We start from the raw sequence: 15,273 nt of genomic DNA, 5'->3' as shown, positions 1-15,273 counted from the left end.
GGAAAATGATACGCGAAAACTTCGAAAACAATATGCAGGAGCTGGAAAATAAGCTTGCGGAAATGGTTCGAATAACTGAAGAGCAATTGGAGCAATCATACAAAGCTCTAAAAACGCAGGACATTGAGCTTGCTTTGAGAACAATAGAAAAAGACAATACGATAGATGAAATGGAAAAGGAGATAAATCAAATGGCTATTTGGTTTATCTCCAAGGAACAGCCACTTGCACGTGACTTACGCAGAATCATTGGTGTTTTGAAAATTTCGAGCGATATCGAGCGTATTGCTGATTTCGCGGTTAACATTTCAAAGGCAACTATTAAAATAGGAGAGCGACCGTCCCTATTGTATTTGACAGAACTCGAGCCGATGAAGACAGTCTCCATAGTCATGCTACAAAAATCACTAGAATCCTTTGTGAAAGAAAATATTACGTTAGCAAAGGAAGTAGCAGACCTCGATGATCAGGTCGATGCTAACAGCAAGACTAATTACCAAAATATCACACATTATTTAAGTGAACACCCAGAAGACACGAGTCAGCTCGTGCAGCTCCTGTTCATCAATCGTTTCTTAGAACGTACAGCTGATCATATTACAAATATAGCAGAAAGCACTGCCTATCTGATCAAAGGGCAGATGTATGATTTTAACTGATAAATTGATCTATTGAGTAAACTCCATGTAACTTTACCTTTAAATATAAAGGAGCCTTCGAAATTAAATTTTCCGAGGCTCCTTAAAATTGAACTCATTTACATACATGATTTGAAATTCACAAATAGTACTTTGTCATTAAAATACAAATATATATCATTATGTTGAGGAAAGATGATATGTTTAACTCAGACCGGATGAGTATGGCGCATAAGCTATTAAAAACAACGTGTGAACTACGATGGTAGCCTATCACTTATCCCGTGGGAGGTGCCCAGTTGTAGCCAAAATAAACTATATTCCATGTAAAGGACATAATTCTTTAGTTTCCTTTATATTATTCGTATGAATCAATTATATAATTGATTCATATGTAGTTGATAAAACTATAGATTGAATTATGATATAATAGTGGAGGCTTTATGTGAAGATAATCACTTAGAGTATAACTTTGAGTGTTTGGGTAGCATAAGAGCATATAGACATTGGGTATTCCAAAGGAGGAACACGAAAGTGAGTTTAAAATATGCAATTATCGGGTGTGGACGAATCTCTCCTAATCATGTTGCTGCAGCTATAGAAAATAATTTAGATATCGTGGCATTATGTGATGTAGATGAGAGCAAAATGGATGCAACAATATCCATGTTCGAGCTTCCGGAAACAGTAAAAAAATATACTGATTACAAGGAAATGCTTCAGCAGGAATCTCCTGAGCTAATCGGGATTTGTACAGAAAGTGGAAAGCATGCTCAAATCGCTTTAGATTGTATTGAACATGGAAGCAACCTAATCATTGAGAAGCCAATCGCTTTATCTTTAGAAGAAGCAGATCAAATCATTGCTTTAGCTAAAGAGAAAAACGTTAAAGTAAGTGCTTGTCACCAAAACCGTTTCAATAAATCTGTTCAAAAAATGAGAGAAGCTGTAGAAGAAGGTCGCTTCGGAAGATTACTTCACGGAACTGCTCATATTCGTTGGAACCGCGGAGAAGATTATTATACACAAGCTCCATGGCGCGGAACTTGGGAGCAAGATGGCGGCGCGTTGATGAACCAATGTATACATAATATTGACTTGTTACGTTGGATGATGGGTGACGAAATCGTAGAAGTTGTTGGTATGACAGACAACCTAATGCACGGCTTCATCGAGGCAGAAGACCTTGGTATGGCTTTAGTTCGCTTTAAAAACGGAAGCTATGGAATCATTGAAGGTACTACTAATATCTTCCCTAAAAATCTTGAAGAAACGCTTTATGTTTTTGGTGAAGAAGGTACTGTTAAAATCGGTGGTAAATCCGTTAATATTATTGAAGAGTGGATGTTTGCAGATAACAAGGATAACTCCGAAGAAGTAAAAGCAAAATACTTCGAAAATCCACCATCCGTTTATGGCTTTGGTCATAACCCACTATATACTGATGTGATCGATGCGATTAAAAATGACAGAGATCCTTATGTAACAGCAGTGGACGGTAGAAACGCACTTGAGCTAGTGTTAGCAATTTATAAATCAGCTGCAGAAGGCAAAAGTGTTAAGCTTCCAATGGAAAAATGCAGCACAATGGACTTTAAAGGAAGATTTTCAAAATAATATAGAGTACTCTAGCAGCCGAATTTACATTCGGCTGCTTTTTTCATATTTCTTGCGGTGATAATATTATTCAAATAATGTAGAAAATATAGAATAAAATACCTTTTTCCTTCTGAAGGATTTATAATAGAGTTACTTACTATTAATTAGATAGAAAGAAGGGAAGCATTTGTCTTCTATTAACCAGCAACTTTATAGTTATTTAATTGAAAACTCTCAAAATATTACCAAACAGTGGTTTGAGGAAAAAAGAAAGTTTACAGATCCTTTTTACTCGAATAATCCGAACCCTCAGATAGATGTGATACTTCAAGAACAGCATGCGCTAACTATTAGAACGGTAGCTAGTGCTTTATGGGAGGGTGAAAATTCCTTTCCTGAACTTTTAGACATTTGGGCAGAAAATGTTGCGAAAAATAGAGTTGAAAATAGTATAGCCATTCATAATGTAATTGAAGCACTCAATAAAACTAGGGAGACCATTTGGAGTTTTGTAGAATCTTTTGTGAATGAAAAAACAGATAGCATTACTCATGGTGATATATTGAAATGGAGCTCTGTCTATAATATATCTTTCGATCGGTTAATTTTTGAGTTTTCTAAACGCTATTATCTTCTTTCTAATACTCGTTTTAATGCACAGCAAACGCTAATCCGAGAATTGAGCAGTCCAATTATCCCTATTTTAGAAAAGGTTGGTGTATTGCCGATCGTTGGGGATATTGATACATATCGTGCGAAGTCTCTAACTGATGAAATACCACAAAAGTGTATAGAGCTTGGTATAGATAAGCTATTTATCGATATTTCCGCAGTACCGATTATAGATACGATGGTCGCAAATGAGTTGTTCAAATTTATGGAGATTTTAAGCTTACTAGGCATTCAGCCATTTGTATCAGGTATTAGCCCAGAGGTTGCTCAAACTTCTGTCCAATTAGGATTGGACTTCGGGAATATTTCTACTTATAGTTCATTAAGACAAGCTTTGCTACGTACGGGTGTTTACAAAAATATGTAATATTTATAGTGGGGCAGCTGAAGTTCACTCTTTAGCTGCTTTTATTAGGTTTCTCGTGTTTAAGATAAGAAGTAGCTAGAAAGTGCAAGGTGAGTATAAATGTCTAAAGTTCTTTCTTTTGTTGCTGTGATTTTATGGATGGGTTTGATTTTCTTTTTCTCCAGTCAACCAGCTGTGGATTCAAAAGAGTTAAGCTTAGGAGTCACGGAAATGTTTTTATCGATAGTGGAGATGGCAGCTCCTGATTCGGATTTGTTTATGGAGAACTCTCATCATTTTGTACGAAAGAATGCACATTTTTTTATTTATTTCGTTTTAGGAATATTGGTAGTACGTGCATTAAGGTTGAGCAAATTTTGGAACAAGAAAGATATTGGGTTAGCGTTCTTGATTTGTGTCATTTATACGATTAGTGATGAGCTGCATCAACTGTTTGTACCTGGAAGAGGGGCACAAGTGAAGGATGTATTGATTGATAGCGCCGGTGCTTTAGTTGGTATCTTGCTATACAGATGGCTGATAGGATTAAGGAATAAACGTAAAGCATAGTATTGTGGAAGATGGGAGTGAAGGGTCATATTAAAGGGAAATAGTTCTACAGAAATTAAGAAATACATAGATTCTCCAGAAGAAATACAGCGACTTTATAAAAGAACTCTATGGATTGTCGTTTTGTCACAGATATTCGGAGGAGCAGGGCTTGCGGCTGGAATCACAGTGGGTGCTTTGATTGCTCAGGATATGCTAGGGACGGATAGTTATGCAGGAGTGCCTACAGCGTTATTTACATTAGGGTCAGCTGGAGCAGCGTTAATCGTTGGGAGAATGTCTCAGCGTTTTGGTAGGAGGTATGGCTTGTCTTCTGGGTTTATCGTTGGTGGTATAGGAGCTGTAGGGGTAGTTATTGCTTCTCTGAGTGAAAGTATTGTATTGCTGTTTGTATCACTTTTAATATATGGCGCTGGGTCTGCAACGAATTTACAGGCAAGGTATGCTGGTACGGATTTAGCTAGTGCAAAGCAACGAGGAACGGCAATTAGTGTGGCGATGGTATCTACCACTTTAGGGGCATTTGCAGGTCCCAATTTAGTTGGGGTGATGGGTGAATTTGCTACTTCTATAGGAGTTCCATCGCTTGCAGGTCCTTTTATATTGGCAGCGGCTGCTTATATTTTAGCTGGGGCTGTTCTTTTAATTTTATTGAGACCTGATCCTTTAGTTATTTCGACTGCTATTAACAAGCATAAGGCAGATGTGAGTGCTAGTAACGATTTTGAGGAGCAAGTAGAGGATAAAATGGGTATTTATACTGGAGCCGCGATTATGGTCATCACTCAAGTCGTGATGGTTTCCATAATGACGATGACACCTGTTCATATGAGGCATCATGGGCATGATTTAAATGCTGTCGGCTTAGTGATTGGATTTCATGTGGCGGCAATGTATTTGCCTTCACTGGTTACAGGAATGCTTGTAGACCGCTTTGGACGAATGGCAGTGGGTGTTGCTTCCGGTTTTACTTTGCTTGCAGCAGGGCTTGTGGCTGCGTTTGCTCCCGGAGACTCCTTAGGGATGCTCATTTTGGCATTAGCGTTGTTAGGTTTAGGATGGAACTTTGGTTTAATTAGTAGCACCGCTTTGATAGTAGATTCTACTGTGCCTGCGACGAGAGCTAAAAGACAGGGCTCGGTGGATGTATGGGTTGCACTGGCAGGTGTCTCTGGTGGGGGATTGTCCGGTGTAATCGCTGCGCAAACTAGCTACATGATGTTGTCTTTAGTTGCTGGAATTTTGTCGTTCGTGTTAATAGTTGGTTTGTGTAAAGTTCCTAATCGGGTTTGGAGATTTTCTTGGAAAAGTTAAAGATTTTAGTTGAATGGGCTGTCTTTTTTGTCTAATACTCAGTGATTTTAGGTGTTTTACTACAATTTTGGCTTGTTTTACGACAATCGAGACCTATTTTACTACAATCAACACGAATTTTACGACAATCTACAATTATTTTACGACAATCGAATATCAAGAATAAAAAGCTCCCGAATCTGGGAGCTTTTTCTATAGTCCTTCTATAAAAGGAATCATTTTAAAGGCTAGTTTCTTGTGACCAGCATCATTTAGATGAATACCATCGATCATATAACGCTCACGGTACCAAGTTAGCCATGGATATTGATTGGCTTGGTGATAAAGATTAAAGCAAGGGATTCCGTATTTTGCAGTTACTTCTAACTCAGCTCTCACCATTGCTTCCAGCTGAGGGTTAGTGGGCTGTCCCACATCGCGTCTAAACTGGGTGAATGTAGCGATGGTTGCGTTTGGGAACATATTGATAGCTGTGCTGATAGTGTGATCTAATGCACCATAAAAGGAAGAGACGGGATCAGTATCACCTAAAGTACCTAAAACAAAGGACTTCTCCGTTTCAGCATAATCATTACCTCCTCCTAAGAAGGTGATTAAATCTGCCTCTTTATCTACCTCATCTAATCTTAGGTAGAATGCCTCGTAACCAGCCTTCCAAGTATTGAACCACCCAGATCCACTTTTTCCTAAGTTTTGTACTTTTAACCCAAGATTTTCAGAGATGTAGCCGGAATATTTTATTTCACCGGCCCAATTGAGCTCCGTGTTACTGTCACCAACGACTGTCCAATTTTTATTGTTCCATCTGCTTGTGTACGAGTTTAGCTGCAACTACGTATACCTCCCATCACTATTTATTAAAAGCTGTTACACCTTATTATTTACCTTTAATTATACAATTGTTCTCGGTAATTTCTTTATTAAATTGAAAGTAGAAGTAGGGTTCTAAAATTCACATATAGGAGATATTCTTCACCTCGGTTATTAGTTAAATGCAGTGTAGAAATATAACAAGAGTATTGCAGGTGCCAGGCACCTGCAATACTCTTGTTATAAAATGGATTATATATTGTATGTGTGGTAATTCTGTTATAATAAAGTGAGTTTTTGTGTATTTAAAAGGCCTGCAAGGTTGCAGGCCATAAAAAGAGTTTCTTCCTATTAAATATAGAAGTATTATAGAGCTTCGGAGGTAGTTTTTGCTTGCACATGAAGCTGTAAGTAGTCGGGACCACCGGCTTTAGAGTCTGTTCCAGACATATTAAAGCCTCCGAAAGGTTGGTAGCCTACGATAGCACCTGTACAACCGCGATTGAAGTATAGGTTTCCTACATGGAAGCGTTGGCGTGCATATTCAATGTTCGTTCGATTAGTAGAGATAACTGCACCGGTTAGACCGTAGTCTGTAGCGTTAGCAATCTTTATTGCTTCTTCGAAGTTAGCTGCTTTCGTAATGGCAACAACTGGTCCGAAGATTTCTTCCTTCATGATTCGTGCATCAACCGAAACGTCTGCAAATACTGTTGGATGTACGAAGTACCCTTCTGATTGGTCAGCGGTACCACCAGCAATTAGGCGTCCTTCTTGCTTTCCGATTTCAATATAGTCTGTAATTTTGTTAAAGGCAGCCTGGTCAATAACTGGGCCTGTATAGTTTGTTGGATCCAGTGGACTTCCAACATGTAACGCCTTTGTTTTTTCTTCGACTCGTTTCACGATTTCGTCGTATACATCTTCGACTATAACTGCTCGAGAACAAGCGGAGCATTTTTGACCACTAAAACCAAAAGCTGATTTGACAATAGAGTCTGCTGCTAATTCTAGATCTGCTTCCTTGTCTACTACAATGGTATCTTTTCCGCCCATTTCAGCAATGACGCGCTTAATCCAAATTTGACCTTCATTTACAACAGATGCTCGTTGGTTGATACGAAGACCCACGTCACGTGATCCAGTGAAGCTAATAAAGCGAGTAAGTGGGTGATCGACTAGATAATCCCCGACCTCTGCACCAGATCCTGGAATGAAGTTCACTACACCTGCAGGAAGTCCTGCCTCTTCTAACACTTCTACAAATTTGTACGCAATAACAGGGGTAGTAGAGGCAGGTTTTAATAGAACTGTGTTACCAGTTACAACAGCTGCCACTGTAGTGCCAGCCATAATGGCAAATGGGAAATTCCAAGGGGAGATAATAACGCCCACACCTAACGGAATATAATCATAGCGATTTCTTTCACCGGGACGGCTTTCTACTGGTTGTCCGTCCTTGATAGTTAACATCTGACGTCCATAATATTCTAAAAAGTCGATTGCTTCAGCAGTATCAGCATCTGCTTCATTCCATGGTTTTCCGGCTTCATAGGTTAACCAAGCAGAAAATTCATGCTTGCGACGACGAATGATTGCTGCAGCTTTGAATAAAATATTTGCACGAACCTCTGCAGATATGTATTGCCACTCCTGAAAAGTTGAGTAAGCAGACGTCATTGCTTTTTCAGCTAATTCTTGAGTTGCCTTTGAAACAGATCCGATTAGCTCAGATTTCTTGGCTGGATTATATGAATTTATCTTTTGTTCGGTAGTTATTCTTTCACCATTTATAACTAAAGGATAATGATTTCCTAATTGATTTTTCACAAGCTCTAGAGCTGCTTTATATGCTTCAGTGTTTGTATTAACTGTAAAATCTGTGAATGGTTCATGTTTATAAGAAATCAATTTTTATCCTCCTAAGTGAAAAGGTGCAAACTCATTTTGCACTTTTGCGAAAAGTATATATATAATAATGCAATAACATTTGGCATAATTCAACTATTAAATTTAGAAAACTTTAATAAATTTCGAACAGTTGTAGTTTTTGGTCACTTAACTACTATACTTTGTTTATATACTGTCTAATTTTCATCCATATTTGCTTTATCCATATCTATGAGTAAAGGAGCTGTGAATCCAGTGGAGCATAAACACCTACTCCAAATATATGAATTTATCACAGAAATGAGTGATAACGGAATTCGTGCAATCGATATACAAGGCAGACCTGTTGTCTACAATCAAAAAATGAAAGAGCTGGAGGGACTAACTAACGAAGAAGCGGAGAAGCGTATCGCCAAAGAGATTATTCAGTTTGGAATGGAAGAGAGCATTCTACAACAAGTTCTTCAAAGTGGACAGTCCATCAAAAATCAGAAGAAGACCTTTTGGAATGAAAAGGGACAAGAAATCACTACCATTCGTAATATCTTACCGATAGAGAATGATGGTCATATTTTAGGAGTAGTAGAGTTTGCGAGGGATATTTCAGCACAAGAATTTATGATGTATCAGCCGCTTCGTAGATATGGACAGCCACTCATGTTTGAAACGATTACTGCAGTTTCGGATGTAATGAGAAATGTTATTTCAACAGCAAAGGTGGCGGCAGCTAATCGAATCCCTGTTATGCTAATCGGTGAATCGGGTACAGGGAAAGATATGATTGCTGAAGGAATCCATCATGCATTATCTGAACCAAACTCCCAGTTCATTACGCTGATTTGTAGAAGAGATGAGGCAACTGTCATAGCTCAGCTTGAAAAGTATGTAACTGAGCTATCTAATATTACTTTTTTTGCCGAGCGAATTGAATATTTATCAATGGATGCTCAAGAAAAAATCGTGAAGATGCTTAAACAACATGAGAAAAAGAATCATGTTTTTATTGCGAGTATTGGTGACGATCCAATTGAACTTATCAGTACTGGTAAGCTTTCTAAGAGGTTATATTATTTCTTTTCTACCATCACGATACAGATTCCATCACTTCGTGAACGAAAGGAGGATATTATGCCCTTTGTGGTCGATTACCTTTCTAGACTTCGGCAAAATGTTGGTTGTATTGTGAAGGGACTTGAAGCAGACGTTGAACAAATCTTTTTATCTTACGACTGGCCTGGAAATCTAAAGGAGCTGGAGGTGCTACTCGACGAGATTGCCTCCCTCATATCTACAGAAGAATATATAACGAAGGATATGTTACCGATTTATTTTCGTTGGAAGACACAGGAGATTAATCCGAAAGACCAGCATACAGATACCGATTTATTTATCGTTCAATCGGAAAAGGATCTCCGACCACTCGACCAATATATTCGAGAAGTTGAAGATTATTATATTTTAAATGCGTTGAGTTTCTTCAAGGGCAATGTCTCTCAGACTGCTAAAGCGCTAGGGATAAAGCGTCAAAGTTTGCAATATCGCATGAAGAGGATGAAAGCAGTGGAAGAAAAAGAATATAGTGAATAAAAAACTGGACCACCTGTAAAGAGGAGGTCCAGTTTTTTTAGGATAAGAGAATATAGCTATACCCATCTGATTGCAGATGCAGAAATAGATGCTTGTACTTCTCTTATTTGCGTTTTGTTAAACGTCCAGCTAGGAATGCAGCAGCAGCTAATCCAATAACTGTGTTTGTTTTTTTAGTGAAGACCTGCTTGGTCACAAGGGTTAAATTTTGTGGGCGTTCAGCTAGACGGCGCATGAAGTATCCATACCAATCACGACCAAAAGGAACATAAGTACAGAAATTATATCCTTCTTTTGCTAGCTGTAGCTGCATGTCCTTACGGAAGCCGTATAGCATCTGGAACTCAAATTTATCATTAGGAATGTTATTAACTTTTACAAATTGCTTTACATGATCAATAACGTTATGGTCATGTGTTGCGATAGATGTAAATTTGCCATTTAGTAAATGATACTCAATCAATTCAATAAACTTCTGGTCAATTTCCGCTTTGTCCTGATATGCGATGTTAGCAGGCTCTTTATAAGCGCCTTTAACAATTCTTAAACGATAGTTTTTATATTTTTCAATATTTTCATCGGACTCATGGAAGTATGCTTGAATTACAGTTCCCACGTTTTTATGCTCTTCGTTCAACTCCTCCATCAATTCAAAAGAAGGATGTAAACGGTCATAGTTTTCCATATCGAAGTTAACAAAAATATTGTATTCGTCAGCAAGAGCGACAATTTCTTTTAAATTTTGATAGCAGAAATCACGCTCAATATCTAAGCCCAGTTGAGAAGGCTTTAGAGAGATATGCGCATCCACTCCGTTTTCGTGAATTGCTTTAATCACTTCGAGAATTTGCTCCTTAGCCGCAGTAGCCTCAGACTTTTCATATACGAACTCGCCTAGGTTATCAACCGTGCAAGAGATTCCTTGTTTGTTTAACTCTTTAATACTTGCGATTGTTTCTTGAATGTTAGTTCCCGCAACAACGCTTTGGGCTCCCATTTTTAAACCATATTTTTGAGCTGCACTATTTAGTGTGCGGTTTTCTGATAAAGCGATAAAAAAGTCACGTAATGCCATCTAAAACCTCTCCCTTATTTTGGTGAAATAATTTCCAAAGCATTATATCACAGAAATTAAAAAAACAATAAATTTCTCTTATTTATTTTTAGAATATTTGTTGATTAAACCGCTAACCCACAGGCTTTGTTATATATAAATAATTATTTTATAAGAAATATATGAATTCATTATACTTTTCAAAAGATATAAAATAATATATGTTTTTAATTATGTAAAAAATTTTTGTGAAGGAGGAATAGTATGGAACAGTATGTTTTAAGCATTGAAACAATCGATACACATACTATGGGAGAAGCTACACGTATAGTTATCAACGGTTTTCCAAAGATTATTGGGAAAACGATGATGGAAAAAAAGGAATATGTTAAGAAAAACTATGACCATATTCGCAAGTTGTTGATGAATGAGCCAAGGGGACATAAGGATATGTTTGGTTCCATTTTGACAGATCCTACAAACAAGAAATGTGATATTGGAATAATTTTTATGGATAGTGGATCATACTTAAATATGTGCGGTCATGGGACTATTGGCACTGTAACGATGTGCTTGACTAAAGGTATTATTCCCAAAAAAGAACTTGTTTATGTGGATACTCCATCAGGAATAATAGAATGCAGAGTGAGCTTCAATGGAGAACGAGTGGAAAGCGTAGAATTTACGAATGTGCCTGCATTTATCCTACATAAAGGCTTGTCCATAGACTTAAAAGAAATTGGAAATGTTTCAGTGGACATAGCATTCGGAGGAAGTTTTTTTGGAATAATAAATTCCTCTGATTTAGGGGTCAAAATTGATTTGTCTGATAAACATAGAATAATAGAGCTGGCTACAGAGGCTAGAGATTATATTAATAAAAATATAAACATTGAGCACCCGACTATTCCCAATATCCGAACAGTGGATCTAATCGAAATTACTGACAAGATTAGTGACAACCACTATAAAAACGTAGTTGTTTTTGGAGATGGACAAATCGACCGTTCTCCTTGTGGAACGGGAACCTGTGCAAAAATGGCAGCATTGAATTTAGAGACTGGTGCATCTATTATTCAAGAAAGTATTATAGGTTCTACATTTGAAGGAAAAGTTTTAGGGAAAACAAAGGTTGCAGAAATGGAAGCTATTATTCCAGCAATTAAGGGGTCTGCTTGGATCACTGGCGAGCACAAATTTATCCTACAAGACGCAGATATTTATGCGGAAGGTTTCGCTATATAATTATATTAAAATATCTTTTGTTTAAAAGTTTTTAAAAAAAGGGAGAAAATAAATGGAAAAAAAATTATCGTTTTTTCAAATTGTAGCCATTGGGTTTATGTTATTCGCCATGTTCTTGGGAGCTGGTAATGTAATTTTTGCTCCAGTTCTAGGGCAACAAGCAGGTACAAATACGCCGATTGCTATGGCAGGTTTCTTGGTAACAGGGGTAGGGTTAGTTTTGTTGGCAATTATTGCACTTACAAAGGGTGGAGGCACTGTAGAAAAACTTGCAAGTCGTGTCTCTCCTAAATTTGCTATTGTTTTCTCGGTGTTATTATTCCTAACTTTAGGGCCAATATACGTTATTCCAAGAACTACGTCAGTTGTCTATGAGATTGCTATAAAACAGCTGATCGCCGACAGTAGTCAAATTGGTTTGTTTTTACTTATCTTTTCTATTATTTTTATCGCTTTAACGGTTTACCTATCATGGGAAACTACTAAATTTGTTGATAGATTAGGGAAGTTGATCACACCTGTTTTTGCAACTCTTTTAGTGATCATTGTTGCAAAATCTATTTTTACTCCAATGGGTTCTGTATACGGACCGATAGAAGGAAAGGGCTACGAAACTGCTAGCGATGCATTTCTGAAGGGTTTTACTCAAGGTTACTTTACTATGGATGTGCTAGCTGCATTTGTGTTTGGTGGAATTTTCATTAAATCGATTGATGCTTTGGGAATTCGTTCAAAAAAAGAAGTATCCAAAGTATTCATTAAGGCAGGCCTCATCACTGTGGTGGGACTAGTTCTTCTGCAGGTGTCTATGTCATGGATAGGTGCAACTAGTGTGGATGCTGTTGGTTATACAACAAATGGTGGAGAACTGATTGCGCTTGCTTCTAAGGCGTTATTTGGACAAATCGGTATTTATTTAATTGGAATAGTTATTTTCTTAACAGGTATTACAACAAATGTAGCATGTTTAGCTGCTGTTGCAGAATACTTCGAACGCATTATTCCGAAAGTTTCCTATAAAAAATGGTTAATAATCTTCTCACTTGGAAGCTTGATCATCACAAACTTTGGATTAACAAAAATATTAACAATGGCTTCTCCAATATTAATGTTACTCTATCCAATTGCCATTGCGTTAATAATACTTATTTTTACAGATAGCTGGTTCAAGGGATCACGTTCGGTTTATGTAGGTACTATTATCGGAGTTGGTATGGTAGCAATTACAGATGCGCTTAAAGAAGCAAACATTGCTGTGGAAGCGCTTAATAACGTATTTGGTTTTATTCCTTTATTTACAAGTGGAGCTGGCTGGATCGTGACAGGACTTATCGGTGCGGTGATCGGTTACTTCTTTAAAAAGGAAAAGCAAGAAGAGACAGGGGAATTGCAGGAAGTATAGAAATTTTGACATAACGTTTGATCTTGGTGGCTATGAGATTGGATTGCAAATCGACATAGAGCGAATAACGGAAAAAAGACTTTAACGATATATTAAATGATTTTAAAAATGTCCCTGTAAGATTTAATCTTCGCAGGGACATTTTTTTGTTAAAAACGATGCTAGTTAGTTATATTAAACTTTTTAAGCATTGCTTCGCGTGTACTTTTCCCATAAACGCGATAAATCATTGTATTAGTTTTTTGTGTTTGCTTTTGAAATGCTACATATGCTTGTTTTGTTTTCTCACCGTTTGAATCAAGTTTATTGAGTGATTGATAATCTTGAAATTGATTTAACAGTTTTTCTCCCGAGTTAATAGCATCGATATATGCCTGAGTTCTTAGGTAAATCTCTGTTACTTTCTTCAGTCTCTCTTCTAAATCATTATATAAAGTAACGTTTGAATTAGCTCTTGCAGCCGTGATAGCTTTTTTAGTATTGTTGTAAAGCTTCATATCAATTTGACTAATTGGGTTATTAGAATATTTTGTTGCTCTATAATCGTAAGAAGTTTCCCATTTAAGTGACCCAGCGTAGCTTTCTGCTTGTTTTATTAGTGCCTCAGCTTCTGTGTAAGGATCGATGGATACTATATTCTTTTGGCTATTCACAGTATTACTTGTGTTGCTTTTAGTAGTCTTGTTAGTCGCTGGCTTCTTGGACGTGCCGCCATTATGATAATGATACTCACCATAATTTAACCCCCATTTTCCACAATTTGTCCGACAAGTGTGTCCACCGTTTGAATCTGTACGCCCTGGGTGTGCCATAGCAGGTGTGGTCAGCCCTACTAATAATAAAGTGAAGGTTAATAATGATACAACTAGTTTTTTCATAGTTTCTCTCTCCTTTTTATGTAAAACAAGTGTTAATTTTACCATAAAAAATACAAAAAGAAATATAAAAAAGTAAATTAAAGGTAAAAATAGAGACAAAAGAGGTGAGTGATATTTGCTATAGAAAAATTTGCATTGCGTGACAAATATAAATAGTTACTTCAGTAATATCGCCTTTGCTCTTGAAGTGACACCAAGCTTACTGTAAATAGTTGTCAAGTATACACGAACGGTTCCTTCTGTTAGAAAAAGCTTTTTTGCAATTTCGCGATTGGTTGCACCATCTACAAGCAGATTAAAAACTTCCATTTCTCGTGGTGTGAGTGTATCTAATACATTGTCCGCTACCCTTGAATTTTCTATTAGAAGTTCTACGTAGCTCAACGGCACTGAATTCCAAGATATTTTTTTATTCTTTTGGCGTATTTTTAAATAAGCTTTTAACAGATTTAAACAGGCTTCTTCATCCACGAAAGTTCGGACATATCCATAATTTGAGCCATGGCTTAATGCTTCATGCAATGCTTTTACAGCACTGTCTTTATGCCCCATCTCCATTTCACATATTGCCTCTAACATAGTAGCTTCTATAATAGTAGATACTTGCTCTTCCTGTAATGCTTTCGTTTTTACCTGGATTATTGTCTTATATTGAATAAACTCTGGCCATTTATTAAAGGCAACTACGTTAATAAGTAACCGAAGCGTGTTAATGCAGGTAAGTAGAAAAAATGGTACGTATCAGGAGGGATTTTTTTAAAAAACAATGTATTTAAAACGACAACTGGGGTAGTGGCAAGTTCCATAATGGCATTTTCCCCGACTGCCTATGGAAAAACTATTTCTGTGGGTCAATCTATAACTAATGTGAAAAATGATATGAACAAGGCAGCGAGCCAATATGTTTTTCCGGCACTTGAAGGTAAATTATCTCCAAGCGATACATATCTTTCTGAACGAAAAAATAGTTTACATCCTAAGCTGTGACTATAACTAAAAAGAGGTTATGCAAATTTATATGTTTGCATAACCTCTTTATTTTTTTACCTACAGAGCGAAAAAAATTTTATTTATTTTAATAGCTGAGTAAAACTAAACAAATTATTATTCTGGATTGTTTATATCCATATAAATTAGACTGAGGGTTTAGGGAGAGATAAAACCTAAAGAAAGCTGCTCTTGAACAGTCAAAATCTCATATACACTTTTTTTATTATGGGAGTATAGAGTCATTTTCTCCATTAAATAAAGGATTTCAACTAGGTTTG

Annotated in this window: 14 protein-coding genes; 9 read left to right on the top strand and 5 right to left on the bottom strand. The window is 36.9% G+C overall.

From position 1 onward, the window contains the following. Window positions 1–5: 5 nt before the first annotated feature. The 5 genes from phoU to H9650_RS03610 all read left to right on the top strand — a co-directional run bounded on the left by phoU (window position 6) and on the right by H9650_RS03610 (window position 5,139). Window positions 6–659, top strand: a complete 654-nt coding sequence (gene phoU / locus H9650_RS03630; RefSeq protein ID WP_144537296.1) for a phosphate signaling complex protein PhoU — start codon at window positions 6–8, stop codon at window positions 657–659. Between the two features lie 513 nt (window positions 660–1,172). Continuing rightward, a complete protein-coding gene (locus H9650_RS03625) occupies window positions 1,173–2,255 on the top strand; it encodes a Gfo/Idh/MocA family protein (protein ID WP_144537298.1) in 1,083 nt (360 codons plus the stop codon). A 169-nt stretch (window positions 2,256–2,424) separates the two neighbouring features. Beyond that, complete coding sequence (locus H9650_RS03620) at window positions 2,425–3,276, top strand: STAS domain-containing protein (protein ID WP_154311380.1); 852 nt, start codon at window positions 2,425–2,427, stop codon at window positions 3,274–3,276. A gap of 99 nt (window positions 3,277–3,375) precedes the next feature. Then, the gene (locus tag H9650_RS03615) at window positions 3,376–3,825 is read left to right on the top strand and encodes a VanZ family protein (protein ID WP_191696585.1); all 450 of its coding nucleotides are present in this window, start codon (window positions 3,376–3,378) and stop codon (window positions 3,823–3,825) included. A 27-nt stretch (window positions 3,826–3,852) separates the two neighbouring features. Further along, window positions 3,853–5,139 (top strand): MFS transporter, encoded by a 1,287-nt coding sequence (locus tag H9650_RS03610; protein ID WP_191696703.1) that lies wholly within the window; start codon window positions 3,853–3,855, stop codon window positions 5,137–5,139. A 192-nt stretch (window positions 5,140–5,331) separates the two neighbouring features. Here H9650_RS03610 and H9650_RS03605 read toward each other — a convergent pair whose 3' ends face one another. Together H9650_RS03605 and pruA are read right to left on the bottom strand one after the other, a co-directional pair. Next, a complete protein-coding gene (locus H9650_RS03605; protein WP_191696584.1) occupies window positions 5,332–5,970 on the bottom strand; it encodes an SGNH/GDSL hydrolase family protein in 639 nt (212 codons plus the stop codon). 345 nt (window positions 5,971–6,315) lie between these two features. Further along, entirely contained in the window at window positions 6,316–7,860 is a 1,545-nt protein-coding gene (gene pruA / locus H9650_RS03600) for an L-glutamate gamma-semialdehyde dehydrogenase (protein WP_191696583.1), read from the bottom strand. 234 nt (window positions 7,861–8,094) lie between these two features. On the opposite strand from pruA, the gene H9650_RS03595 reads away from it, so the two are divergent. Beyond that, the gene (locus H9650_RS03595; RefSeq protein ID WP_318245382.1) at window positions 8,095–9,426 is read left to right on the top strand and encodes a sigma 54-interacting transcriptional regulator; all 1,332 of its coding nucleotides are present in this window, start codon (window positions 8,095–8,097) and stop codon (window positions 9,424–9,426) included. 103 nt (window positions 9,427–9,529) lie between these two features. On the opposite strand, the gene H9650_RS03590 is transcribed toward H9650_RS03595, so the two are convergent. Beyond that, entirely contained in the window at window positions 9,530–10,501 is a 972-nt protein-coding gene (locus H9650_RS03590) for a proline dehydrogenase family protein (RefSeq protein ID WP_191696581.1), read from the bottom strand. A gap of 243 nt (window positions 10,502–10,744) precedes the next feature. On the opposite strand from H9650_RS03590, the gene H9650_RS03585 reads away from it, so the two are divergent. Then, the gene (locus tag H9650_RS03585) at window positions 10,745–11,725 is read left to right on the top strand and encodes a proline racemase family protein (RefSeq protein ID WP_191696580.1); all 981 of its coding nucleotides are present in this window, start codon (window positions 10,745–10,747) and stop codon (window positions 11,723–11,725) included. A gap of 52 nt (window positions 11,726–11,777) precedes the next feature. Continuing rightward, entirely contained in the window at window positions 11,778–13,127 is a 1,350-nt protein-coding gene (gene brnQ / locus H9650_RS03580; RefSeq protein WP_191696579.1) for a branched-chain amino acid transport system II carrier protein, read from the top strand. A gap of 161 nt (window positions 13,128–13,288) precedes the next feature. Here brnQ and H9650_RS20375 read toward each other — a convergent pair whose 3' ends face one another. Together H9650_RS20375 and H9650_RS20745 are read right to left on the bottom strand one after the other, a co-directional pair. Beyond that, entirely contained in the window at window positions 13,289–14,005 is a 717-nt protein-coding gene (locus tag H9650_RS20375) for a YHYH domain-containing protein (RefSeq protein ID WP_191696578.1), read from the bottom strand. Between the two features lie 156 nt (window positions 14,006–14,161). Continuing rightward, the gene (locus tag H9650_RS20745) at window positions 14,162–14,584 is read right to left on the bottom strand and encodes a response regulator transcription factor (protein WP_191696577.1); all 423 of its coding nucleotides are present in this window, start codon (window positions 14,582–14,584) and stop codon (window positions 14,162–14,164) included. 213 nt (window positions 14,585–14,797) lie between these two features. Between H9650_RS20745 and H9650_RS03565 the strand changes: the two genes are divergently transcribed. Then, window positions 14,798–14,992 (top strand): hypothetical protein, encoded by a 195-nt coding sequence (locus H9650_RS03565; RefSeq protein ID WP_191696576.1) that lies wholly within the window; start codon window positions 14,798–14,800, stop codon window positions 14,990–14,992. Window positions 14,993–15,273: the final 281 nt, after the last annotated feature.

Source organism: Psychrobacillus faecigallinarum, from assembly GCF_014836595.1.
Taxonomy (GTDB): Bacteria; Bacillota; Bacilli; order Bacillales_A; family Planococcaceae; genus Psychrobacillus; species Psychrobacillus faecigallinarum.
Note: the sequence above shows the minus strand (reverse complement) of the source record. Positions and strands in the feature narration are given on the sequence as shown.

Excerpts from the sequence above, each read along its gene's own strand:
- H9650_RS03590 (WP_191696581.1), bottom strand. The coding sequence starts at position 10,501 with ATGGCATTACGTGACTTTTTTATCGCTTTATCAGAAAACCGCACACTA.
- brnQ (WP_191696579.1), top strand. The coding sequence starts at position 11,778 with ATGGAAAAAAAATTATCGTTTTTTCAAATTGTAGCCATTGGGTTTATG.
- phoU (WP_144537296.1), top strand. The coding sequence starts at position 6 with ATGATACGCGAAAACTTCGAAAACAATATGCAGGAGCTGGAAAATAAG.
- H9650_RS20745 (WP_191696577.1), bottom strand. The coding sequence starts at position 14,584 with ATGTTAGAGGCAATATGTGAAATGGAGATGGGGCATAAAGACAGTGCT.
- H9650_RS03585 (WP_191696580.1), top strand. The coding sequence starts at position 10,745 with ATGGAACAGTATGTTTTAAGCATTGAAACAATCGATACACATACTATG.
- H9650_RS20375 (WP_191696578.1), bottom strand. The coding sequence starts at position 14,005 with ATGAAAAAACTAGTTGTATCATTATTAACCTTCACTTTATTATTAGTA.
- H9650_RS03615 (WP_191696585.1), top strand. The coding sequence starts at position 3,376 with ATGTCTAAAGTTCTTTCTTTTGTTGCTGTGATTTTATGGATGGGTTTG.